This window comes from Acidimicrobiia bacterium, from assembly GCA_036271555.1.
Lineage (GTDB): Bacteria > Actinomycetota > Acidimicrobiia > IMCC26256 > PALSA-610 > DATBAK01.
Window position 1 is genome coordinate 72,584 of sequence record DATBAK010000062.1, and the last position, 23,224, is coordinate 95,807.

Below are 23,224 nucleotides of genomic sequence, written 5' to 3' on the forward strand. Positions count from 1 at the left end.
CCTCGTTCTTTCGCTCCTTCGCGACGAAACCCTATCGTCGCAGACCCGCGGCTCCGGAGCGCGGACCGAAGATCGCGGAGCCGATCCGCACGATCGTCGCGCCCTCGCCGATCGCCGCCTCGAAGTCACCCGTCATACCCATCGAGAGCGCGGACAGGCCCAGCGATTGGCCCATTTCGCGCAGTGCGGCGAACGTCGGGCGGGGGTCACCCTCCGCGGCGGGCACCGTCATCAGACCGTCGACGACCAGTCCCCCGCCTCGTAGCCGGTCGACAAGCACACTCGTGTCCTCGGGTCGACAACCGCCTTTCTGCGGCTCGTCCGACAGGTTCACCTCGACGAGCACCCGGGCGCCCGGGGCGTGCCGGGCGAGCGGATCGACGAGCTCGACCCGGTCGATCGAGTGCCAGCGGTCGACGAGACGCGCGAGCGTCTTGACCTTGTTGCGCTGCAGCCGGCCGATGAAGTGCCAGCGCGCGGGGCCGGCCGGAACCTCGGCGATCTCCCCAGCCTTCGCGACGAGCTCCTGCGCGCGGTTCTCGCCGAGATCCGTCGCGCCGGCCGCCATGGCTTCGCGTACGCGCGCCGCGCCGATCGTCTTCGTCACCGTGACGAGCGTGATGTCGTCGCGCGCGCGTCCGGCCTCGGTTGCCGCGCGCGTGATGCGCGCCTCGACCTCCGCGAGACGCTGCGCGATCGAGGCCGGTTCGCTCAGCGCAGGAACTCGGGGACGTCGAAGTCGTCGTCGCCGAGGCTGAGCTCGCTCCCGACCAACGTCTCGTCGTCGCGCAGTCCGAGCTCACCGCTCGGCCGCAGTCCCGGTCGGCTCTCGCCGAAGTGGTCGAAGCCCGCGGCGATCACCGTGATGCGAACCTCGTCGCCGAGCGTGTCGTCGACGACCGCGCCGAAGATGATGTTCGCATCGGGGTGCGCGGACTGCGAGATGATCTCGGCTGCCTCGTTGAGCTCGAACAGTCCGAGGTCCGACGGACCGCTCACGTTGAGCAGGATGCCGCGCGCGCCGTCGATGCTCGCCTCGAGCAACGGGCTCGAGATCGCGGACCGCGCCGCGGCCACCGCGCGACCATCGCCCGACGCGTAGCCGACACCCATGAGCGCGGAGCCCGCGTTCGTGAGGATCATCTTCACGTCGGCGAAGTCGGTGTTGATGAGACCGGGCGTCGTGATGAGGTCGGTGATGCCCTGCACACCTTGCAGCAGGATCTCGTCGGCCATCTTGAACGCGTTGAGCATCGACGTCTTCTCGTCCGACACCTGCAGCAGGCGCTCGTTCGGGATGACGATGATCGTGTCGACCTTCTCGCGCAGCTTCTGGATGCCGGCCTCGGCCTGCACCGAACGGCGGCGCCCCTCGAACCCGAAGGGTCGGGTGACCACGCCGATCGTCAACGCGCCGATGTTCTTCGCGATCTCCGCGACGACCGGCGCGCCGCCGGTGCCGGTGCCGCCGCCCTTGCCCGCGGTGATGAAGATCATGTCGGAGCCCTTGAGGACCTCCTCGATCTCCTCGCGGTGCTCGTCGGCCGCCTGCCGTCCGACCTCGGGGTCGCTGCCGGCGCCGAGCCCGCGCGTGAGCTGCCGACCGATGTCGAGCTTCACGTCCGCGTCCGACAGCAAGAGAGACTGCGCGTCGGTGTTCACGGCGATGAACTCGACGCCCTTCAATCCCGCGTCGATCATGCGGTTGATGGCGTTGCAACCGCCGCCGCCGACGCCGACCACCTTGATCACCGCGAGGTAGTTCTGCGGATTGCCGAGCATTGAGGACCCTTCCCTCGAGGGACGCGGCCGGCGGACCAGGGCAAACGTCCCAGAGTCTCGACCTTCAGTGCAGGTTTAGCCTTATGTCAACCTGTGCTGCGGGTCGAGACTGTACCGGAGGCACCCCTCATGGTCAACGTGCGCCTGCGTTCGCGCGCACACGTGATCAGGAGTTGCAGACACGAATCACGCATTGCAGTGCGCGCCGGGCGCGGGCATCGCGACCGGGTTCGCGACCGAGCTGACGTCGACGTAGGTCACGGCGCAGTCGATGCGCTCGAGCACCGACTCGGCGACCGTGCCCTTGCTCCGCAGCAGCGTGAGATCGCCGAGCCGAACCTCTCCCCCGACGACCAAGTACACGCGCACATCGTTCGCGCTCGACGCGCTGATCGCACCGACCCGCTGCGCGAAGTTGCGCGGGAACTCCGACATGACCCCGGTGACGCTGCCGACCGCGATGCGGCCCCCGGTCGCGGGCACCTTCGCCAGCCCTCGCAGCTCGATGACGTTCGGCGGCGGCGTCGGCGCGGCCCGCTGCACGCGGCCGTCGTAGCCGATGAGCACGACACCGCCCCCGGGTTTGCGCGCCCACAACGCGATGCCGAGCTGTTGGACGTGGATGCGAACCGTGCCCGAGAAATCGCGCGTGACCTCGGCCGAGCCGATGCCCGGCACCTGATCGATGCGGCGCGCGATCGCGCCGGTCGACACCAGCAGCAGCGGGTCGCGTCGGTGGACCCCGCTCGCAGCGACGATCGCGGCGGCACGACCCTGCGGTACACCGGTCACCACGATGTGGTCGACGTCGAGGAACGGTGAGCGCACGACGAGCAGCGCCCCGCCCGCGACGATCAAGAGCGAGAGCGCCGCGAGCAGCAGTCGCGTCCGGCGGCGGTCGTGCTCGCGCTCGACCTCGATCCGGCGCGCGTGGATGCGCGGGTCGACCGCGAGCGGCGACGCGGCGATGGGCGCGCCATCGAGTCCGTCGTCGCGCTCGAGCTGCGTGAGATCGATGTCGACGACTTCGGCCACGACGGTTTCGTCACGTGACCGGGTGTCGCCATCGTCAGGCGCCGCCATCGGTACCTCCGAATCCCACGAGGCGCACCTCGGGCTCGAGCACGATGCCGGTCGCGTCGACGACCCGACGGCGCACCTCACCGATGAGCGCGTGCACGTCGTGCGCGGTCGCACCGGGCTCGGCCTGGATGAAGTTCGCGTGCTTGGTGCTCACGGACGCACCGCCGACGCGCAGACCCTTGAGCCCGGCCGCGTCGATGAGCCGACCCGCGCTGTCGTCGGGAGGGTTCGAGAAGACCGAGCCCGCGTTCGCGCCGCCGGGCTGGTGCTCGCGTCGCCACCGGACGATCTCGTCGATGCGGGCCGCGCAGGCGGCGCGCTCGTCGGCGCTGACGCGAAACCGCGCCGACAGCACGAGGGTGTCCGCGCCCACGTTCGAGTGGCGGTACGCGAAGCCGAGGTCCGCGTTCGCACGGGTCTCGACCTCGCCCCGGCGCAGGTCGACCAGACGCGCATCGACGAGCACATCGCGCGTCTCCCGTCCGTGCCCTCCCGCGTTCATGCGCACGGCACCACCGACGCTGCCGGGGATGCCGACGTAGAACTCGAGCCCCGCGACGCCTTCGCGCGCGGCCCGGCGGGCGACCACGGGAAGCCGCGCGATCCCGCCCGCCGTGACCAGGCCGGCCCCGGTGTCGATCGCGATGTGCTCGAAGTCGGCGGCGAGCATCACCGCGATGCCGGGAAAACCGGCGTCGGCGACGAGCAGGTTCGAACCCGCTCCGACGACGACCAATGGAAGATCGAGGTCGCGCAGCGCGGCGGCGAGCGGACCGAGATCGTCCTCGTGCGCGACCCGCACGAGGACCGCGAGCGGGCCGCCGACGCGGTAGGTCGTGAGCTCGCCGCTCGGGAAGTCGCGCTGCACCCGACCGGGAGGCAGGCGGGCTTCGAGGCGCGCGGCCGCGTCGGCGAGCCCGATCACGCGCGCTCTCCCCGGCGCCTCGCCTCCTGGATCCAGTCGTCGTGGACCCGCGTGATGTCGCCGCAGCCGAGGGTCACGACGACGTCGTGCGGCCGACCGAACCGCCACGGGATGTCGCGCAGCTGTTCCCATTCGGGCAGGTACACGACCGGAGCTTCGGGATGGCGCTCGCGCACGGCGTTCGCGACGAGCTCGCCCGTCACCCCAGGGATGGGATCCTCGGACGCGCCGTCGAGTCCGGTCACGATCACGAGGTCGGCGTCGACGAAGACATCGCCGAACTCCGACGCGTGCCGGCTGATGCGCGTGTAGCGATGCGGCTGGCACACCGCGACGACGCGCCCGGGCTCCGCCTCGCCGGCGGCGACCTCGCGAGCGAGCGCGAGCGTCGCCGCGATCTCGCTCGCGGTGTGCGCGTAGTCGTCGTAGTAGGCACCGCCGTTCCACTCGCCGCGAAGCTCGAAACGGCGCGCCATCCCGCTGAAGCCGGCGAGTCCGTCGCGCACCGCGTCGATTGGGACCCCGAGCTCGAGCGCGAGCGCGGCCGCGCCGGTTGCGTCGAGCGCGTTGTGGCGGCCGTGCATGCGCAGCGGGATCGTCGTGGCAACGCCGCCGTCGACTGCCAGGTCGAAGCTCGAACCGCCGAGCTCACTGCGGTAGTTGCTCGCGCGGTAGCGCGCGGCGTCGTCGAACCCGTAGGTGATCGCGTCGGTACCCACAGCGAGCTTTGCCGCCTCTGGATCGTCGATGCACACGACGCGCGGGCCGCTTGCCCCGTGCACGAACTCCTCGAACCCGGCGACGAGCGCGTCGAACGTGCCCCAGCGGTCGAGATGGTCGGCTTCGACGTTCGTGACGATGACCGCGTCGCGCGGCAGCCGGAGGAACGTACCGTCGCTCTCGTCGGCCTCGACGACGATCCACTCCCCCGAGTCGCGCGCGGTGTTCGTGCCGAGACCGACGACGACGCCGCCCGCGATGAAGCTCGGATGCAGCCCGCCCGCGCGCAGGGCCGCCGTGACCATGCCCGTCGTCGTGGTCTTGCCGTGCGTTCCCGACACTGCGACGGCCTTCGAGCTCGTCGCGACGAGGAGGCTGAGCATGTCGGCCCGCGAGAGCACGGGGATGCCGCGCCGGCGCGCCTCGACGACCTCGACGTTCGTGTCGCGCACCGCGGTGGAGATTGCGAGGGCGTCGCAGGGTTCCGGAAGGTGCTCGACCGCATGCCCGACGAACGTCGGGATGCCCTCGGAGGCGAGCCGGTCGAGCAGCTTCGAGTGCCGCTGGTCGGAGCCGGTGACACGGTGACCGAGCGCGTGCAGGTACCGCGCGATCGCGCTCATACCCGCGCCGCCGATCGCGACGACGTGCACCGTGCGCGGCGCACCGAGGTCGAAGTGATCGACGTCAGCCACGCGCGCGCTCCTCGACGTAGTCCGCGAGACGCGCCGCGGCGTCCGGGCGCGCCATCGCACGGGCGGCGCGGCCCATCGCGTCGAGCCCGTCGCGGTCGGCGAGCAGCTTCGAGAGCAGCGGGTCGACGCGAGCGGCATCACACTCGGCATCGGGCACGACGACGCCGGCGCCGTGCTGCTCGAGCGTGCGCGCGTTGTGCATCTGGTGGTCGCTCGGCGCGCCCGGCAACGGCACGAAGACCGCGGGCACCCCCGCGGCGGTGAGCTCGGCGACCGATCCCGATCCGGCGCGACCGAGTACGAGCGAGCAGCGCGCGTAGAGCCGGTCGATGTGGTCCTCGTAGGGCACGAGGGTGTAGTCCAGCCGGTCGCCGGGGCGACGGACGGAACGGAAGCGTTGCTCGCACTCGTCGAAGTTGCGGGGACCGCTCACGTGATGGACCGCGACGTCGTCGCGATCGCGCCAGCGTTCGGCGAGCCCGAGCGCGGTCTCGTTGAGCGTTCCCGCACCGAGCGATCCGCCGACGATGGCGAGCAGCGGCGGCGCGGTCGGCGCGCGCACGAGGCCGGCGAGCTCGGGACGGACGGGGTTGCCGACGAGCCGAGCGCCGCGCAGTGGCGTGTCCGGGAGCGAGGTGGCGCCGTGCGCGCCGAGTCGCACCGACAGCCGGTTCGCGAGACCCGGCGCGGCGTCCTGCTCGTGCACGATCGTCGGGATGCGCGCCGCACGCGCGGCGACGACGACGGGCAGCGACACGTAGCTCCCGAAGCCCACGACCACGCGCGGCCGGAAGCGCCGCACGAGCCGGCGAGAGAGCCAGGTTGCCCGGAACGCGCTCGCGATCACACGTGCGTTCTCCAACGAGATGCTCCGGCGCAGGCCGGTGTCGAGCGCCAGCACGTCGAGCGGGAAGCCCGCGTCACCGACGATGCGCTGCTCGAAGCCGCGGTCGCCGACGGCGAACCGCACCGACCCGCGCGCGTGACCGCGCGCTTCGAGCTCGCGTGCGAGCGCGAGCGCGGGGTAGGTATGGCCTCCGGTTCCGCCCGCCGCGAGCAGCGCGAACACCGGCGCTCCGTCGACTGTGCTCATGCGGCTCCGACCTGCGGCGCTCGATCCGATGAGCTCCACATCATCCCTGCACCGACCGCGCCTCCGGCCTGCGCCCGACCGCTCATGCGGCTCCGACCCGCGGCGCTCGATCCGATGAGCTCCACATCATCCCTGCACTGACCGCGCCTCCGGCCTGCGCCTTACCGTTCAGAGCGCGCGTCGGCGACCCGATCGTCGCACCTCCGGGCCACGTTGACGAGCATGCCCGCCGCGATCATGAGGATCACGAGCGACGATCCGCCGGCGGAGAGGAACGGCAGCGGCACGCCCGAGACCGGCAGCACCGATGTGACCATGCCGATGTTGAGCACCGCCGCGCCGACGACCCACGTCGTCACGCCGGCCGCGAGCAGCGCGCCGAAGCGGTCCGGGGCGCGCATCGCGATGCGGTAGCCGACGACGGCGAGCACGACGAACAGTCCGACGATCATGAGCGTGCCGAAGAGGCCGAGCTCCTCCCCGATGATCGCGAAGATGAAGTCGGTCTGCGCGGCCGGAAGGAACTGCCACTTCGCCCGCCCGTTGCCGAGCCCGACGCCGGTGACGCCACCGCTGCCGAGCGCGATGAGCGACTGCGAGATCTGGTAGCCCTTGTTCGCGACGTCGTGCCACGGGTGCAGGAACGTGAGCATGCGATCGCGCCGGTACGGCTCGACGAGCGCGCCGATCGTGGTCACGACCGCGAGCCCGCCGAACACTTTCGCGAGCACCCGGCCGGGCACACCCGCGACGATCAACACCGACACGACGATGAAGCCGAGCTCGATGCTCGTCGCGAGATCGGGCTCCATCATCACGAGCATTGCGAACGCCGCGAGCACCGCGACGATGGGGAGCACGGTCGAGCGCCAGTCGTCGATGCGGTCGGCGCGGCGAGTCAGCACGTCGGCCGTGAACACGAGCAGCACGATCTTTGCGACCTCGCTGGGCTGGAAACCGACGAAGCTGCCGATGCCGATCCAGCGGCGCGCGCCCTCGACCTCGATGCCGACGCCGGGCACGAGCACGGCCATGAGACCGGCGATGCCGAGGAACAGCAACGCGCGTGAGTGTCGTTGCCAGGCGTGGTAGTCGATGCGCGAGGCGATGAAGAACGCGACCGCGCCGATGCTCGCCCACGCGAACTGACGCTCGAAGACGTACCACGCGGACCCGTAGTTCGTGAGCGCCTGCACCGACGACGCCGACAGGATCATCACCAGGCCGATGAGGTTCAGCGCGATCACGAGCGCGACGATCACCCACGACAGGGTCGTCGTCGGCGCGAACACGCGCGACCGCAGACCCTGGAGCACGTGGCCGCGCTCCCGGGCGGCGCGCGGTTCGGCGCGGCGCCACGGAATCGCGCCGTCGATGAACGCCATCAGCGAGTCTCCCCGGAGTTGTCGACCTCATCGAGCTCTTGGATCAACGCCGCGACCTCGGCGGCGAAGTCGTCGCCGCGCGCCTCGTAGCCGCCCTCGTACCAGTCCCACGACGCGCAGGCCGGCGAGAGCAATACGACGTCACCGGCTTCGGCGTACGCGGCACCTGCGTGCACGACCGCGCGCATCGAGTCCGCGCGCACCACCGGGCGCTTCCCCGCGAACGCGTGCTCGACCTCGGGCGCGGCCTCGCCGAACGCGACGACCGCGCGGATGCGGTCGACGTCGCGCGCGAGCACGTCGAGATCGATCGCCTTGTTGCGTCCACCCGCGAGGAGCACGACCGAATCGAAGCCCGCGATCGCGCTCGCGGCGGCGTGCGGGTTCGTCGCCTTCGAGTCGTCGTAGAACTGCACGCCTCTAGCTTCGCCTACCAGCGCGACTCGGTGGGGGAGGGTCCGATACCTCGCGAGCGCGCCACGCACTCCCTCACGCGTCGCGCCCACCGCGAGTGCAGCGGTCGCGGCAGCGAGTGAGTTCGAGAGGTCGTGCGGTAGCGCGCGTGGGAGCGACGCGACGTCGGCCAGCGGCGCGCCGTCGGCGTCGACGAGCACACCGTCGATGACGCGCGCCGCGCCCGCGCGCGCCGGATCGAGGGTCACGGCGATCGTGCGCGCCGATGCGGTCGCGGCGAGCGCGGACGCGACCGGGTCGTCGCCGTCGTACACGAGGAGATCGTCGGCGGTCTGGTTCGCGAAGACCTTCGCCTTGGCGGCTTCGTACGCGGCGAACGAGCCGTGCCAGTCGAGATGGTCGTCGGCGATCGCGAGCAAGACTGCGACACGCGGGTGGAAGCGCTCGGTGAACTCGAGCTGGAACGACGAGACCTCGGCGACCACGACGTCGGTTCCGCATTCCGGTCGCGCGCCCGCGTAACGAACGAGCGGCGTCCCGATGTTGCCCGCCGCGATCGCGCGCACACTCGACGCGTCGAGCATCGCTGCGACGAGCGACGTCACGGTCGTCTTGCCGTTCGTGCCCGTGACCGCGACGATCGGCGCGGCGATGCGCTCGGCCGCGAGCTCGATCTCGCTGCGAATCGGCACCCCCGCGGCGGTCGCCGCGAGGAGCGCAGGGTGATCGGGATGCACGCCCGGGCTCGGCACGACGAGCTCGAAGCGCGCGACGAGGTCGCGCCATCCTTCGGCGGGCGCGCCTTCGAGCACGGTCGCGCCGGTCGCACGCGCACGCGCCTCGTGCTCGGAACCGGTCGGGTGTTCCTCGACGATCGTGACGTCGGCGCCCTCGCGGCGCAGCACGGTCGCGGTCTCCTCCCCCGTCTTCGCGAGCCCGAGGACGAGCACCGGGCTCATTCGTGCACTCCGGGGAGCCGGAGGAAGTCGGCGTAGAAGAGGCCGAGGCCGACGGCCGCGCACAAGCCCGCGAAGAGCCAGAAGCGCACCGTCACCGTGATCTCCTGCCACCCGCCGACTTCGAAGTGGTGATGGATCGGCGACATGCGCAGCACGCGCCGACCGAAGCCGCGGAACGAGATGACCTGCGCGATCACCGACAGCGTCTCGACCATGTAGAGGCCGCCGAGGATCGGCAGCAGCAGTTGCGTGCGGGTGAGCAGCGCGAGGCCCGACACGGCGGCGCCGATCGCCATCGATCCGGTATCGCCCATGATGATCTGCGCGGGCGCGGCGTTCCACCACAGGAAGCCCGCGCACCCACCGAGCATCGCGGCGGAGATCGTCGCCATGTCGAGCGCCTGCGCGCCGGGCACCTGGTAGATCGCCAGGTGCCGGAATTGCCAGAAGGCGATGATCGTGTACACCGCGAACACGAACATCGACGCCCCGGCGCACAGGCCGTCGAGCCCGTCGGTGAGGTTCACGCCGTTCGCGGTGCCGATGATCACGAGGACGGCCCACAGGAACCACACCGGCGAACCGAGGTTGTAGTGCAGGTCGCGCGTGAACGACAGGTGCGTCGACGCGTGCACCCAGTGCAGGCACAGAACCGCGAAGCCGCTGGCGACGAAGATCTGACCGACGAGCTTCCCGCGCTTGCGCAGGCCGAGGTTCCGCTGCTTGCGGATGCCGAGGTAGTCGTCGATGAACCCGACCGCGCCGAGCCCGACGATCAGCAGCAGCAGCGTGATGCCCGAACGCGAGTACTTGATGCTCGTGCTGCGGTGGAGGTGCGCGGCGAAGTAGCCGATGACGCAGCCGCCGACGATCGTGAACCCGCCCATGCTCGGCGTGCCCGTCTTGTTGATGTGCGGATGCGGGATCGGTCCGTCGTCGCGGATCTGCTGGCCGATGTGGCGCGCCCGCAGGTAGCGGATGAGCGCCGGCGTCGTGGTGACCGCGAAGACGAAGGACGCGGCGACGGCGAGGAACAGCGCGATCACGTGCGACACCCATCGCGCTCGAGGAGCAGGCCGTCGGCGACGCGCTCGAGGCCGACCGCGCGACTGGCCTTGACCAGAACGACGTCGCCGCGCTGCAACTTCGGCTCGACCACGTCGAGCGCGTCGAGCGCGCCGGCGGCGTCGGCGACCGCGACGCGGGTCTCGACGCCGTTCGCGGCCTCGACGATGAGCGCGCCACCCTCCCCCACCCCGACGAGCACGTCGACGCCGACCCGCTCCGCGAGCGCACCGACCTCGACGTGCGCGGCGTCGGACTCGCGGCCGAGCTCGCGCATGTCGCCGAGCACCGCGATGCGGCGACCGGTCGCGGGCAACGCCGCGAGCGCCCGCAGCGCCGCGGCCATCGACGTCGGATTGGCGTTGTAGACGTCGTTCAGCACGACGACGCCGTCGGCGCGTCGTTCGAGGTCGAGCCGCCACCGCGAGCCCGTGGCCGCCGCGAGTCCCGCCGCGATGCTGTCGGGCGCGAGCCCGAGGCTGCCCGCGACCGCGATCGCGTACAACGCGTTGATCGCCTGGTGCTCGCCGCGCACCGCCAGTCGCGTCTCGACCTCGCCCCACGGCGTGCGCGCGACGAGCGCGGCGCGCAGCTGATCGTCGAGCGCACACTCGGTGAGCCGCACGTCGGCGTCGCCGCTGCGGCCGCAGCGGAGGACGCTCGCGGCAGTGCGTGCGACGAGCTGCTCGGTGATCGGGTCGTCGGCATCGACGACCGCAACGCCCGACGCGGGCAGCGCCTCGAGCAGCTCGCCCTTCACGGCGATCACACCGTCGCGCCCACCCAGGTGCTCGGTGTGCGCCATGCCGATGTTCGTCACGACCCCAATGCGCGGCTGTGCGATCGCGCAGAGCTCGGCGATGTTGCCGATGAAACGCGCACCCATCTCGGTGACGAGCACCTCGGTGCGCTCGTCGGCGCCGAGCACCGTCAGCGGCAATCCGATCTCGTTGTTGAACGACTCGGGGTTCGCGTGCACGACGCGACCCGCGGCGACGGCCGCGGCGGTGAGGTCCTTTGTCGACGTCTTGCCCGTCGATCCGGTGATACCGACCACCTCGAGCCCGGCGAGTCGGGTCCGAACCGCGCTCGCGAGCGCTATCAGCGCGCGTCCGGGGTCGGCGACCTGCACCAACACGCGGTCACCCGCGTGCACGAATCCGTTCGGGACCTCGTGCACGATCGCGGCGACCGCACCGGCGGCGAACGCAGCGTCGACGAAGTCGTGACCGTCGCGATGATCGCGCAACGCGACGAAGCAGGTGCCGCCGGACGGCACGGAACGCGAGTCGTTCGTGAACGCATTGATCACGGCGTCGGGGGAACCCGCGACGACCTCGCCCCCGGCCGCGCGCGCGACCTCGCCTGCGGTCAGGCGCATCGCAGCGCCTCCAGCTCCTCGCGCGCGACCACGCGGTCGTCGAAGGGCAGCGTCTTGCCGTTCGCGGTCTGACCCTGCTCGTGACCCTTGCCCGCGATCAGCACGACGTCGCCGGGTTGCGCGACGAGGAGCGCGTCCCGAATCGCGGTGCGGCGGTCGAGCTCCACGACGAGGCGATCGTCGTCGTCGCCCACACCCGCGATCACGTCCTCCGCGATCGCGGCCGCGCGCTCGGAGCGCGGGTTGTCGGAGGTGAGGACCGCGACGTCGGCCACGCGCGTCGCCGCACCCATCTGCGGGCGCTTCTCGCGATCACGGTCGCCGCCGCAGCCGAAGACGACGATGACGCGTCCCGACTCGCCCGCGATCGCGCGTGACGCGGCGAGCGCCTGGCGCAGCGCCTCGGGCGTGTGCGCGTAGTCGACGATGACCTCGACTCCGCGGTCGTTGTCGACCCGCTCCATGCGGCCGGGAACGACGATCGGGCGCGAAAGGCCCGCCGTCACCGTCTCCATGGAATCGCCGCGCAGCAGCGCGGTCGTGGCGGCCGCCAGCGCGTTCTCGACGTTGAACCGGCCCGGTAGTGCGATCTCGACCGGCGCCGAGCTCGCGTCCCGATGGTCGTGCAGCACGAAGCGTGAACCGCGCGCGCCGAGCTCGACCGCGCGCGCCTCGACATCGGCCGCCGGGGCCTCGCGGTCGGCGTCGTCGGCGTCGTCGGCGAGCACGAACGTGATCACCACGAGCCCGCGCTCGCGCGCACCGGCGGCGAGCTCGCGCCCGACCGGCGTGGCGACGTTGATCGCGGCGCGGTCGGTGAACGCTCGCGCGAAGAGCCGCGCCTTGGCAGCGAGGTACGCGTCGAGCGTGCCGTGGTAGTCGAGATGATCCTGCGAGAGGTTCGTGAAGCACGTCGCCGCGAAGCGCGTCCCGTCGACGCGGTATTGGTCGAGCGCGTGCGACGACACCTCCATCGCGACCGTGTCGACCTCGGCCGCGCGCATGCGCGCGAACAACGCCTGCAGCTCGGTCGCCTCGGGTGTCGTATGCCGCAGGCCTTCGTGCACGTCGCCGTAGCGCGTCTCGACGGTTCCGATCACGCCCGCGCGCTTCCCCGCCGCGACTGCGATCGCTTCGAGGAAGTAGCACGTCGTCGTCTTGCCGTTCGTGCCGGTCACGCCGAGGACCGTGAGCGCACGCGAAGGGTCGCCCGAGAAGCGCGCCGCGATCGGACCGATCGCACGCCGCACCGACGGCACGCGCACCTGCGTACCGTCGACGTCGACGAAGCGCTCGACGAGGAACGCCGACGCGCCGCCCGCGCGCGCGGCCGCGACGTACTCGTGGCCGTCGGTCGTACCGCCCGGGATGCAACAGAACAGCGCATCCCGTGCGACCTCGCGACTGTCGTGCGTGATGGAGCAGACCTCGACGTCCGGGTCGCCCCGGATCTCGAACCCGTCGCCGCTTCCCGCCGCGGCGCCCTCCGGCGCGGGGTCGTCGAGTCCGGTCGTTCCGAGGGAGCCGCCGCCGAGGAGGTCGTGCAGCAGCACGGGCCCTCCTAGCCGTTCGGTGCCGTCGTCGGCACTGTATCGGTCGGCGGTGGCCGGCCCGGCGTCGTCGTGCTGGTCGATGTGGGACTCGTGGTGCTCGTGCCCGACGTCGTGGTGCTCGTCGGTGTCTGCGCGCTGTGCGCCTTCGCCTTCTTCTTGTGCTGGTTCGGATGCGCGCGGTTGTACGCGTCCTGCGCGGCTTGCAGCGCGGCGGCGCGGTCCGCGGCGCGCTCGCCGTCGAGCATCGAGGCGAGCTGGTGACCGTGCGGCACGAGACACGACGTGCGCTGCGAGATCGCGCTCTGGTTCGCGACGACCCACTGCGGCGGGTTGGTCGCCGGCGCGGGCGGCACGACGCGTTGGCTGCGCAACGCGGCCGCCATGACCTCCGAGAACACCGGCGCCGACGCGCGCCCGCCGTACACGTCGTCAGGACTGTTGAGCACGACGATCGCCGCGACGCGCGGCGCTTCCGCAGGCGCGTAGCCGACGAACGACGCCATGTGCTGACTCGACGAGTAACCGCCCGACACGGGGATGCGCGACGTTCCCGTCTTGCCCGCGACGTCGAAGCCGGTCACCGCCGCGCACGCGCCGGTGCCCTGGTACACGACGCCTTCGAGCATCTGCGTGACGCGCGACGCGGTCGCCTGCGACACGACGCGCCGCCCCGAAGCGCGCGGGAGATCGACGCGCTTGCCGTTCGGCTCGATCGTCGCGTCGACGAGTCGCGGCGGCACGCTCATCCCACCGTTCGCGAGGGTCGCGTACACGTCGAGCATCTGCAGCGGTGTGACCGCGAGGCCGTAGCCGATCGGCACGGAGCCCATGCCGGTGTCGTGGTACTCCGAGACCGGCAGCATGAGACCGGCCGACTGACCGGGGAACTTCGCGGCCGTGAAGCTGCCGAGCCCGAAGCGGCGCAACGCCTGATCGAGCTTCGCCGGTCCGAGTCGCGCGGCGATCTGGATCGCGCCGACGTTCGACGACTGCGTGAGGATCTGCCCCGCGTCGAGGTCCTCGACGGCGTGCGTCTCGTCGTCGGCGAACACCTGCCCGCCCATCACGACCTGATCCGGCACCGAGAACTCGGTCGACGGTGTGATGAGACGGTCCTCCAGCGCGGTCGCGACCGTGATCGCCTTGTTCGTCGAACCGGGTTCGAGCACGTCGGTCATCGCGCGGTTGTGCTCCAACGGACCTGACGGCACTGCGCCGATGTGCTCACCGTCGACGGTCGCCATCGCGAGCACGTCGCCGGTGTGCGTGTCGATCACGACCGCGGTGCCGCTCGCCGCGTGCTGCGACGCGACCTGGTCGACCAGCGACGTCTGCACTTGGTACTGGAGGCTGTCGTCGATCGTGAGGACGAGGTCGCTCCCGCGGCGCGCGGGATCGCTCTTGCGCGTCGTGCGGGGGATCTCGTGCCCGGCCTGGTCGACCTCGACCGTGAGCGCGCCCGAGTGCCCGCGCAGGTCGTCGTCGTACTCCGATTCCAGGCCCGAGAGGCCGGTCTGGTCGGTGCCGACCGTGCCGATCAACGGCGCCGCGAGCAATCCCGACGGGTACACGCGGCGCGACTCGGGCGTGAAGCCGACGCCCGCGAGCCCGTCCTTCTTCACGATCGCGCGCGCCCGGCGCGACACCGGGTCGTTGACCGTGCGCGCGATCTCGACGTAGCGGCTGCCCGAACGCTTGCCGTCGAGCAGCTTGCGGTACAGGTCCGACTCGGACACGCGAACCGCGGGCGCGAGCTTCGCCGCGTACAGACCGGGATCGCTCACGAACTTCGGATCCGCGTACACGGTGTCGCGCGTGACGGAGATCGCGAGGTCGCTGCCGTTGCGATCGAAGATGCTGCCGCGCTCGCCGGAGATCGGGATCGTGCGCAGCCGCTGCGCGATCGCCATCGCGCGCAGACGCGGCGCGGAGAGCGTCTGGATCTGCACGAGACGAACACTGATCCCGCCGAAGGCGAGCAAGGCGACGACGAGCAGCACGCGCACGCGCGACCGCGTGCGCCGTTCCAGCGCGCGCTTCGACAGCCGTTTCCGAGCGCGCTGCGCGATCGGCTTCAGCGGTGCCAGCGCGCGCACGGCCGTGAGGTGACGCGCGCTCGTCGGGCGTGCGGTCGTGGCGGCGGGACGGGCGTGACGCCGGCTCGCAGGATCGGGGCGCCGACCCGGCTCGGGACGACGGGGACGCGGGCCGCGCGGCCCCTTGCCGTTAGGGCTGGAGGTTGGCAAGGCTGCCGTCCGCGTTGTCGTGGATCTGGGAGAGACCGGTCTCCCCGGACTTGTCCCTGGGCGGCTGCGGGATCGGGACGGTCAGATCGGAGCTGGAGGTCGCGACGAGCCCGGCGCGCTCGGCCTCGCCGACGATGTTCTGCGGCGCCGAGCGCTCCGCGACCTGCTTGCGCAGGTCGTAGTAGCGGTGCTGCTCGGTCTGGAGATGGTCCTGGAGCTTCTGCAACTGGATCTGGTGCTGCGCGAGCTCGACGTTGAAGCCGACGACCGCGAACAACGTCGTCGAGATCGCGACTGCGGCGCCCGCGGCCGCGATGCGAACCCGGCGGCGGCGACCGACGAGATCGGGCGCGACGCGGAGATGCCGCTGCGGCTTGGCCTCCGGCTCGAGCTGCGGCCGCTCGACGGTTTCGGCGTCGACGAGCTCGGCTTCCACGACGTCGGGATCGAGCGCGAGCGCGTCGACGACGATCGCTTCGACCACTTGCCGCGCGTCGAGGCCGGCGCCGTCGTCGACGTCGATCACCTCGGCTTCGACGACGTCGATGTCGTCGTAGGCAGCAGACTCGACGACGGTCATGGCACGTCGGCCCGGCGCTCGATGCCACGCAGACGCGCGCTCTCGGCACGCGGGTTCGACTCGATCTCGTCCGCGGTCGGGCGCAGCACGCGGCGCGTGAGCAGACGGAACGGCGCCGGCGGCCGTTCGTCGCGCACCGGCAGGCGCGCGGGCAGCTCCGGCTGCGACGACGCGGCTGCGAACCGCTCCTTCACCATGCGGTCCTCGAGCGAGTGGTAGGCGAGCACCGCGACCCGACCGCCGGGACCGACGAGATGCACGGCGTCGTCGAGGCCTGCGGCGAGGTTCGGCAGCTCCTGGTTGACCTCCATGCGGATCGCCTGGAAGGTTCGGCGCGCGGGGTGCGGGCCGCGTCGACGGGTCGCGGCGGGGATCGCGTCTTTGACGACCTCGGCGAGCTCGCGAGTCCCGGTGATCGGACGCGCCGCGACGATCGCCGCCGCGATGCGCGTCGCGAAGCGCTCTTCACCGAAGCGCGCGATCACCGACGCGAGCTGCGATTGGTCGTAGGTGTTGACGACGTCGGACGCGGTCAACGTCTGCGCGGAGTCCATGCGCATGTCGAGCGGTGCGTCGAAGCGGTACGAGAAACCGCGTTCCTCGCTGTCGAGCTGCGCGCTGCTCACTCCGAGGTCGAAAAACACCGCGATCACGTTCCCCTCGTCACGCTCCGGGACGATCGCCCGGAGCTCTCCGAACCGGCCTTGCTCGATCTGCACCCGATCGCCGAAGCGAGCGAGTCGTTCTCGGCTGGCGGCGATGGCGGCGGCGTCGCGGTCGATGCCGAGGAGGCGGAGATCGGGGCGCGCTTCGAGCAGCCGTGCGGCATGACCACCGCCGCCGACCGTCGCGTCCACGACCACTCCGCCGGGCACGGGCAGGAGCAGCTCGACGACCTCTCGCCCCATCACCGGGACATGGTCGAACTGGCCCTGCACGTCGATTCCCCTCAGCCGAACGTTCCGCCGGGCCGTCGCGCCGGATCCTTCTCCAGCCCCCCGAGCGGCAGGCGCCAGCCGGGATGTCTCCCCCGGTCGTGGCTACGGCTGAAAGCGGGCGGAGTAGGGGCCAACAACCGCGCCAGTCGAGGGGCTGGAGACGGACCCGGATCGAGGGACCGTCGTGATGTCAAAGTGGTGGAGCTGCGACCGTCTCGCAGCGACCTAGAGGCCGAAGTCGTCCACCGCACCCGACGAGAGCGCGGCCGCGCCCTCGCCTTCCACTTCACGGAATCGCTGTGCGTCCCAGATCTCGACGTAGTCGTAGACCCCGCTCACCACGACCTCTTTGTCGAGGTGGGCGTAGGTACGCAGGGACGACGGGATCGGGATCCGCCCCTGCGCGTCGGGCGCGACCGGAGTCGCGCCGGCGAAGAACGAGCGGGCCATCGTCCGCTCCTGTGCTCCGCGCTTCATGAGCTCCCGTTGCCCGGCGGCGATCACCTCCCACTCCTCGCGCCGGTGCAGGGAGAGGCAACCGTCCTTGCCGCGAGACAGGACGGCGTCGCTCCCCAGGGCTTCGCGAAAGCGCGCGGGCAACGTGATCCGTCCCTTGGCGTCCAGATTGTGCTGGTGCTCGCCCAGGAACATCCGTCGCGCTCCACCCCGTGCCTCCGCTGCTCGGGCTTCGGGATCCGTCCTGTGGAATCCCCCGATCCCACTTCCCTCCACCAGGCGCCACCCTAACCCACCATGCGCCCCCAGTCAACGCTTCTCCCCCACTTCGGGACCCGTTCGCGGCCCTTCTCAGGGATCGCGGCCGTCGCGCGCCCCGAATCGAACACCTGTTCCCCCACTTCGGCCGCGCGCGGGCAGAGCCCCGAATCGACCGACTCGATTGCGGGCCGAGCGCGTCAGGCCGAGACGGCCTCGTCCTCGACGTCGTCGCGCGGGCCGAGATACGCCTCCCACGACGGGTCGACGTGGCCGACGGCCGCGACCAGCCAGACCGTGGCGTGGGGCATCACCGGCACCCGGCGCAACACGAGATCGGACTCGTGCAGGAGGCGGTCCTCCTTACGGGCATTGCACCCCCGACAGGAAGCCACGACGTTCTCCCAGACGTGCTCGCCGCCGCGCGATCGGGGCAGCACGTGGTCGAGGTTCTCCGCGGGCCGGCCGCAGTACTGGCACCGATGACCGTCACGGGCGAACACGGCCCGGCGCGAGAGCGGCACGACGCTGCGGTACGGCACGCGCACGTAGTGGCGCAGGCGGATCACCGTAGGCACCGGCACCGCGACGCGCTCGGCGTGGAACTCGGCACCGTTGCGGTGCACGATCTCGGCCTTCTCCTTCAGCACGAGCACGACCGCCCGGCGGGCCGACACGACACACAGGGGCTCGAAGCTGGCGTTGAGCATCAATGCTCTTCCCAACTGAGACCTCCCGGACGTCGGCGGAAGCTTATCGAGCGGCCGCCTTGCACCAGCGCAGGTAGGCGACGAGGTCGTCGCGGCCCGGGCGCGCGTCGGGGCCGTAGGCGGTCTCGGTCCGGAACCGCACGTACGCGGCATCGGGCCGCGGCGTGAACGGGGCGCGCCGCCACCAGTGCGCCGGGCTCGTCGCAACGAGCTGGCGCGCCGCGACTCCCCACACCGAGGGCGTGCACGCAACGCGCGCGGCCGCCGGAACGAACGCCCGCAGCCGGATCCGACCGCCGGCGCGCGAGCGTTGAACCATCGCGGGGCACGGTAGCGTGTCACCACCGGCGGCCCGAGACCGGCACCGACGCCTCGGGTGGGGGAACACGGTCACAGGCGCACCGGCAAAGGAGCACCGTGGTTCAGGCGGCACCCAGTGTCGAAGAGACGTTCCGCGACGTCTTCGATGCGCTCGTGACCCAGGTCGAGCGCGTGCTGCTCGGCAAGCGCCGGGCGGTACACCTCGCGCTCGTCTGTCTCTTCGCGGAAGGCCATCTCCTCATCGAGGACGTCCCCGGCGTGGGCAAGACGTCGCTCGCGAAGGCGATCGCACGGGTCACCGGCGGGTCGTGGCAGCGCATCCAGTTCACCCCCGACCTGCTGCCGAGCGACGTCACCGGCGCCTCGGTGTGGAACCGCACCGACAACGACTTCGAGTTCCGGCCCGGACCGGTGTTCGCGAACGTCGTGCTCGCCGACGAGATCAACCGCGCGTCCCCGAAGACTCAGTCGGCACTGCTCGAGTCGATGGAAGAGCGCCAGGTCACGATCGACGCGTTCACGCACCCGCTCGCGTCGCCGTTCATGGTGATCGCGACGCAGAACCCGATCGAGCTCGAAGGCACCTATCCCCTCCCCGAGGCGCAGCTCGACCGGTTCCTGATGCGCCTGCGCATCGGCTACCCCGACCGCGAAGCCGAGCTCGCGCTGCTCGACTCGCAGGGCGACACCGACGTGGCACCGGAGTTGCTCGAGCAGGTCGCCGATGCGGAGACGATCACGATGTGGTCGCAGCGCATCGCGCGGCTGCACGTCGCGCCGGAGGTCAAGCGCTACATCGTCGACATCGCCGACGCCACGCGTCACCACCGCGATCTCCTGCTCGGCGCCAGCCCCCGCGGCGCACTCGCGGTCCAGCGCGCGTCGCGCGCGCTCGCCGCGAGCATCGGTCGCAGCTACGTCGTGCCCGACGACGTGAAGACGCTCGCCCCGATCGTGCTGGAACACCGCATCGTGCTGTCACCGGAGGCACAGATGCGCGGGGTCGAACCGGCCGAGGTCGTGCGCGGCGTCCTCGACAGCGTCGCCATCCCGGGAACGCGAGCCATCTGATGAAGATCGCGCACCCCGGGACCGACTCACTCCCCCGCGGCCGCAGGCGCGAGCGGAGCGAGCATCAAGGCTCGCCAGGGAGCGCCCGAGCCGGCGAGCGGAGCGAAGCCGGCGAAGTAGCAAGCGAATAAGCATTGCTGACACACCGGGGTTGGTCGCTGCTGGGTGGAGCGATCGGGCTCGTCGCGGGGGGTCGGCTCCTCGGGCTCGAACAGCTCTGGATCCTCGCAACCGCCGCGTTCCTCGCACTGCTCGGCGCGGTCGTGTGGACGTCGACGCGCACCGTCGACGTGCAGGCGACGCGTCACGTCGTGCGCCGGATGCAGGTCGGGGTCGACGGTCGCGTCGACCTCGCGGTCGTGTCGCGCGGGACCCGTCCGACGCCGTTCCTCATGTTGACGGACGCGTTCGACGGCGGCCGTCGTCACGCGCGTTTCCTGCTCCCGCCGATCGCGTCGGACACGACCGCGCGCGCCGCGTACCGCGTGCCGACCGATCACCGCGGTCGCTACGAGATCGGTCCCCTGCGCGCGACCGTCGGTGACCCGTTCGGATTGTCGAGCCGCACCTGGCGCGCCGCGGGTCTCGACGAGGTCATCGTGCAGCCGCGGGTGCACGACGTGATGCCGCTCCCCGAAGCCGGCGGCGAGGACCTCGACTCCGACGACCGGCGCGTCGTCGGTCGGCTCGACGTCACCGGTGAGCTGCTGAACCTGCGCGAGTACGCGCCCGGCGACGACCTGCGCCGCGTGCACTGGAAGTCGACCGCGCGCCACCAGCGGCTCATGATCCGTCAGGACGAGAGCCGGCGGCGCGCGCCGGTGCTGCTCCTGCTCGACGTGCGCACGGCCGCGCACGACCGCGTGTCGTTCGAGCTCGCGGTGGAGGCGGTCGCGTCGCTCGCGACGACACTCGAGCGCGACCAGCGGCGCGTCGAAGTCCGCACGACGTCGGGTGAGCGTCTCGGCCAGGCCGGTCGCCGCCATCTCGCGTCCTTGATGGACGAGCTCGCGGTGATCGAGCCGGCGGGCCCGCCGCGTATCGCACCCGGAAACGCGCGCCCGTCGGCGGTGATCGCGGTGCTCGGCCGGCCGCGCGACGGCGACGTGCTCGTGCTCGAGCGGCTGACGCGCGGGCGCTCGCTCCTCGCCGTCGTCGTCACCCGACCCGACGGCGCCGATCCCGCCGCGCTCGCGACCCGTCGCACCGCGCCCCTCGCAGTGACCGTCAGCCCCGAACATCCCTTCCCGATCGCGTGGAACGAAGCGGTGATCCGTTGGCAACGCAGCAGCCATCACGCTCGACTCTGGTCGCCGTCGGCGTCCTGAGCGCCGGCGCGTCGCTCTGCCTCGCCCGCGTCTTCCGCGGGTGGGGCTGGCTCGTGCCGTGCCTCGTCGCCGCGCTCGCGTCGGTCGCGCTCGGCGCGCTGTGCGACCGCGTGCTGCGGCGCACGCCGCTGACGATCGCAGCGCTCGCGATCGGCGCCGCGATCCTCGGGCTCGAGGTGAGCGAGCCGGGCTCGACCGCGTCCGGGCTCCCGACACCGACCGCGCTCGCCGCGTACCGGCACGACCTCGCGCAGATGGGGCACGTGCTGCACACCGCGTCGGTACCGGTGCACCCGATCGGTACCGCGCTCTTGCTCGCCGTCGTCGCGTCCTGGCTCACGGGCTCGGCCGCCTACCTCTGCGCGACGCGCTTCGCAGGCTCGCTCGCCGCGCTCGTCGCGCCGCTCACGATCTTCGTCACGGTGTCGGCGCTCGGACGCGGCTCGCAGGCGCCGACCACGCTCGCGTTCGGTGTCGGCGTCGCGTGCTTCCTGCTCGCGCAGCAGCGGGCCGCGCTGACCGATCGCCGCGCGCGCTTCCACGCGTCGTCGAGCCGGATCGCGTTGCCGATCGCGGGAGCCGCGGTCGCGACCGCGGTCGCGCTCGCCGCCGGCCTCGTCGCGGGGCCGACGCTCCCGGGCGCGCGCAGCAATCCGCTGATCGACTACCGACGGCTCGGCGGCAGCGCACGCGGCTCGGGCAACCTCGTCGTCGTCACACCGCTCGTCGACATCCGTGACCGTCTCACCGAGAGCCCGGCGCAGGAGCTCTTCACGGTCGAGACGGACCATCCGACCTACTGGCGCATCGCGGGGCTCGACGAGTTCGACGGGAACGTCTGGAACATCGCGGAGACGCAGAGCTCGCCGGCCGACGCGCTCGAGTCGGCGCCGAGGTCGCGCGGACACGCGCTCGACATCAACGCGACGTTCGACACGTCGTCGCTCGCAGGCCCGTGGGTTCCGGTCGCGTACCAGCCGCGTTCGATCGACCTGCACGCCGCGCGCGTGCTCCCCGGTTCGGACACCGTCATCGTGCGCACCACCGGCGCGATCAACGCCACCTACAAGGTGACGTCGGAGGAGCCCGAGCCGACCGCGACGGAGCTTGCGAGCGCGCACGTCGCGAACGATTCCGCGGCGCAGGCCGACCTCCAGTTGCCGCGCAACTTTCCGAGCGAAGTGCAGCAGCTCGCGCTGCACCTCACGGCCGACGCGCACGGCAACGCGTACCAGATGGCGCTCGCGCTCCAGAACTACCTGCGCGGCCCCGACTTCACGTACAGCCTGTCGGTGCCGAAGAGCCACTCCGGCTCCGAGCTCGACGACTTCCTCTTCAACACGCACGCCGGGTTCTGTGAGCAGTTCGCGAGCGCGTTCGCGGCCATGGCGCGCTCGATCGGCCTGCCGACGCGCGTCGCGGTCGGCTTCACGCCCGGCGAGGCCGACCCGACGGGCAAGCTCCACGTGACGACACAGGACGCGCACGCGTGGCCCGAGGTCGACTTCGCGGGCATCGGCTGGATCCGCTTCGAGCCGACGAAGGGGCGCTTCGACCCGACGCCGTCCAACTACAACGGCACGTTGAACACTTCGCCGACGACCGCGCCGTCGAGCACGGTCGCGCCGGCGACGACCGCACCGAACACCGCGACCGGCCCGTCCGACACCCGGAATCCGGCGCTCAACATCGAGCGGAACCTGAACGGCGGAGGCGGTGGCTCGTCCGGCTCCGGGAGCTCGGCGGGCGCGGCCGCGCTGCGGTTCCTCCTCGCCGTCGTCGCGCTGCTCCTCGGGCTCGCGCTCGTTTCGGGCGGTGGCATCGTGGGTGCGAAGTCGCTGCGCCGCATGCGCCGCCGGCGCGCGCCCACTGCACGCGCGCGCATCGCGGGCGCGTGGGACGAAGTCGTCGAACGGCTCGCCGAGGCGCGCATCCATCGCCGGCCATCGACGACACCGGTCGAGTTCGCGATGCGCGAAGCGCCGGCGAGTGGCGCGGGGAGCGCGGGGCCACCGCTGCTCGCGCTCGCGCACCTGACGACCTCCGCGCTCTACTCACCCGTCGAGCCGAGCGACGAGGAGGCCGAGGAGGCGTGGCAGCACGTGCGCGAGCTCGAGCGCCAGCTGCGCGCGCCGACCGCGTTCCGTGTGCGCGTGCGTCGGCGCCTCGACCCGCGCGTGCTGCGGGGCTCGCTCCCGGGCGATGTCGAGCTCGCCGACGACGACATCGTCGACGACGCCCTCGTCGTGGTGACGATCTGA

General features: G+C 71.6%; 20 protein-coding genes. 3 read left to right on the top strand and 17 right to left on the bottom strand.

The features are described 5' to 3' along the window. Positions 1 to 31: 31 nt before the first annotated feature. The 17 genes from VH914_15350 to VH914_15430 all read right to left on the bottom strand — a co-directional run bounded on the left by VH914_15350 (position 32) and on the right by VH914_15430 (position 18,562). Positions 32 to 715, bottom strand: coding sequence for a YggS family pyridoxal phosphate-dependent enzyme (locus tag VH914_15350; GenBank protein HEX4492583.1), 684 nt, complete (start codon positions 713 to 715; stop codon positions 32 to 34). Then, positions 712 to 1,782 carry a cell division protein FtsZ gene (gene ftsZ / locus VH914_15355; GenBank protein ID HEX4492584.1) on the bottom strand — a complete coding sequence of 357 codons (1,071 nt, stop codon included), beginning with the start codon at positions 1,780 to 1,782 and terminating at the stop codon, positions 712 to 714. Before ftsZ ends, VH914_15350 begins: the two co-directional genes overlap by 4 nt. Before the next feature lie 186 nt (positions 1,783 to 1,968). Next, on the bottom strand, positions 1,969 to 2,817 hold the full coding sequence (locus VH914_15360; GenBank protein HEX4492585.1) for an FtsQ-type POTRA domain-containing protein: 849 nt from the start codon (positions 2,815 to 2,817) through the stop codon (positions 1,969 to 1,971). 34 nt (positions 2,818 to 2,851) lie between these two features. After that, positions 2,852 to 3,790, bottom strand: coding sequence for a UDP-N-acetylmuramate dehydrogenase (murB, locus tag VH914_15365; GenBank protein HEX4492586.1), 939 nt, complete (start codon positions 3,788 to 3,790; stop codon positions 2,852 to 2,854). Continuing rightward, on the bottom strand, positions 3,787 to 5,205 hold the full coding sequence (gene murC / locus VH914_15370; GenBank protein ID HEX4492587.1) for a UDP-N-acetylmuramate--L-alanine ligase: 1,419 nt from the start codon (positions 5,203 to 5,205) through the stop codon (positions 3,787 to 3,789). The genes murB and murC overlap by 4 nt, the downstream gene beginning before the upstream one ends. After that, entirely contained in the window at positions 5,198 to 6,298 is a 1,101-nt protein-coding gene (locus VH914_15375; protein HEX4492588.1) for a UDP-N-acetylglucosamine--N-acetylmuramyl-(pentapeptide) pyrophosphoryl-undecaprenol N-acetylglucosamine transferase, read from the bottom strand. Before VH914_15375 ends, murC begins: the two co-directional genes overlap by 8 nt. 161 nt (positions 6,299 to 6,459) lie before the next feature. Continuing rightward, on the bottom strand, positions 6,460 to 7,683 hold the full coding sequence (gene ftsW / locus VH914_15380; GenBank protein ID HEX4492589.1) for a putative lipid II flippase FtsW: 1,224 nt from the start codon (positions 7,681 to 7,683) through the stop codon (positions 6,460 to 6,462). Beyond that, complete coding sequence (gene murD, locus VH914_15385) at positions 7,683 to 9,056, bottom strand: UDP-N-acetylmuramoyl-L-alanine--D-glutamate ligase (protein HEX4492590.1); 1,374 nt, start codon at positions 9,054 to 9,056, stop codon at positions 7,683 to 7,685. Before murD ends, ftsW begins: the two co-directional genes overlap by 1 nt. Continuing rightward, positions 9,053 to 10,102 carry a phospho-N-acetylmuramoyl-pentapeptide-transferase gene (gene mraY / locus VH914_15390; protein ID HEX4492591.1) on the bottom strand — a complete coding sequence of 350 codons (1,050 nt, stop codon included), beginning with the start codon at positions 10,100 to 10,102 and terminating at the stop codon, positions 9,053 to 9,055. Before mraY ends, murD begins: the two co-directional genes overlap by 4 nt. Continuing rightward, a complete protein-coding gene (murF, locus tag VH914_15395) occupies positions 10,099 to 11,502 on the bottom strand; it encodes a UDP-N-acetylmuramoyl-tripeptide--D-alanyl-D-alanine ligase (protein HEX4492592.1) in 1,404 nt (467 codons plus the stop codon). Before murF ends, mraY begins: the two co-directional genes overlap by 4 nt. Beyond that, positions 11,493 to 13,055, bottom strand: a complete 1,563-nt coding sequence (locus tag VH914_15400; GenBank protein ID HEX4492593.1) for a UDP-N-acetylmuramoyl-L-alanyl-D-glutamate--2,6-diaminopimelate ligase — start codon at positions 13,053 to 13,055, stop codon at positions 11,493 to 11,495. The genes murF and VH914_15400 overlap by 10 nt, the downstream gene beginning before the upstream one ends. 8 nt (positions 13,056 to 13,063) lie before the next feature. Further along, positions 13,064 to 15,151, bottom strand: coding sequence for a penicillin-binding protein 2 (locus tag VH914_15405; GenBank protein ID HEX4492594.1), 2,088 nt, complete (start codon positions 15,149 to 15,151; stop codon positions 13,064 to 13,066). Positions 15,152 to 15,281: 130 nt separating this feature from the next. Then, positions 15,282 to 15,881 (bottom strand): hypothetical protein, encoded by a 600-nt coding sequence (locus tag VH914_15410; GenBank protein HEX4492595.1) that lies wholly within the window; start codon positions 15,879 to 15,881, stop codon positions 15,282 to 15,284. Continuing rightward, positions 15,878 to 16,819, bottom strand: a complete 942-nt coding sequence (gene rsmH, locus VH914_15415; protein HEX4492596.1) for a 16S rRNA (cytosine(1402)-N(4))-methyltransferase RsmH — start codon at positions 16,817 to 16,819, stop codon at positions 15,878 to 15,880. The genes VH914_15410 and rsmH overlap by 4 nt, the downstream gene beginning before the upstream one ends. A 225-nt stretch (positions 16,820 to 17,044) precedes the next feature. Further along, on the bottom strand, positions 17,045 to 17,470 hold the full coding sequence (gene mraZ, locus VH914_15420; GenBank protein ID HEX4492597.1) for a division/cell wall cluster transcriptional repressor MraZ: 426 nt from the start codon (positions 17,468 to 17,470) through the stop codon (positions 17,045 to 17,047). A 263-nt stretch (positions 17,471 to 17,733) separates the two neighbouring features. Then, positions 17,734 to 18,243: an HNH endonuclease gene (locus tag VH914_15425; protein ID HEX4492598.1), complete on the bottom strand. Its 510-nt coding sequence runs from the start codon at positions 18,241 to 18,243 to the stop codon at positions 17,734 to 17,736. 43 nt (positions 18,244 to 18,286) lie between these two features. Next, positions 18,287 to 18,562: a hypothetical protein gene (locus VH914_15430; GenBank protein HEX4492599.1), complete on the bottom strand. Its 276-nt coding sequence runs from the start codon at positions 18,560 to 18,562 to the stop codon at positions 18,287 to 18,289. Positions 18,563 to 18,660: 98 nt separating this feature from the next. Here VH914_15430 and VH914_15435 point away from each other — a divergent pair, with 98 nt between their 5' ends. From VH914_15435 to VH914_15445, 3 genes are all read left to right on the top strand, one after another. After that, positions 18,661 to 19,635, top strand: coding sequence for a MoxR family ATPase (locus tag VH914_15435; GenBank protein ID HEX4492600.1), 975 nt, complete (start codon positions 18,661 to 18,663; stop codon positions 19,633 to 19,635). A 134-nt stretch (positions 19,636 to 19,769) separates the two neighbouring features. Next, positions 19,770 to 20,963 (top strand): DUF58 domain-containing protein, encoded by a 1,194-nt coding sequence (locus VH914_15440; protein HEX4492601.1) that lies wholly within the window; start codon positions 19,770 to 19,772, stop codon positions 20,961 to 20,963. Then, the gene (locus VH914_15445) at positions 20,912 to 23,224 is read left to right on the top strand and encodes a DUF3488 and transglutaminase-like domain-containing protein (protein ID HEX4492602.1); all 2,313 of its coding nucleotides are present in this window, start codon (positions 20,912 to 20,914) and stop codon (positions 23,222 to 23,224) included. The genes VH914_15440 and VH914_15445 overlap by 52 nt, the downstream gene beginning before the upstream one ends.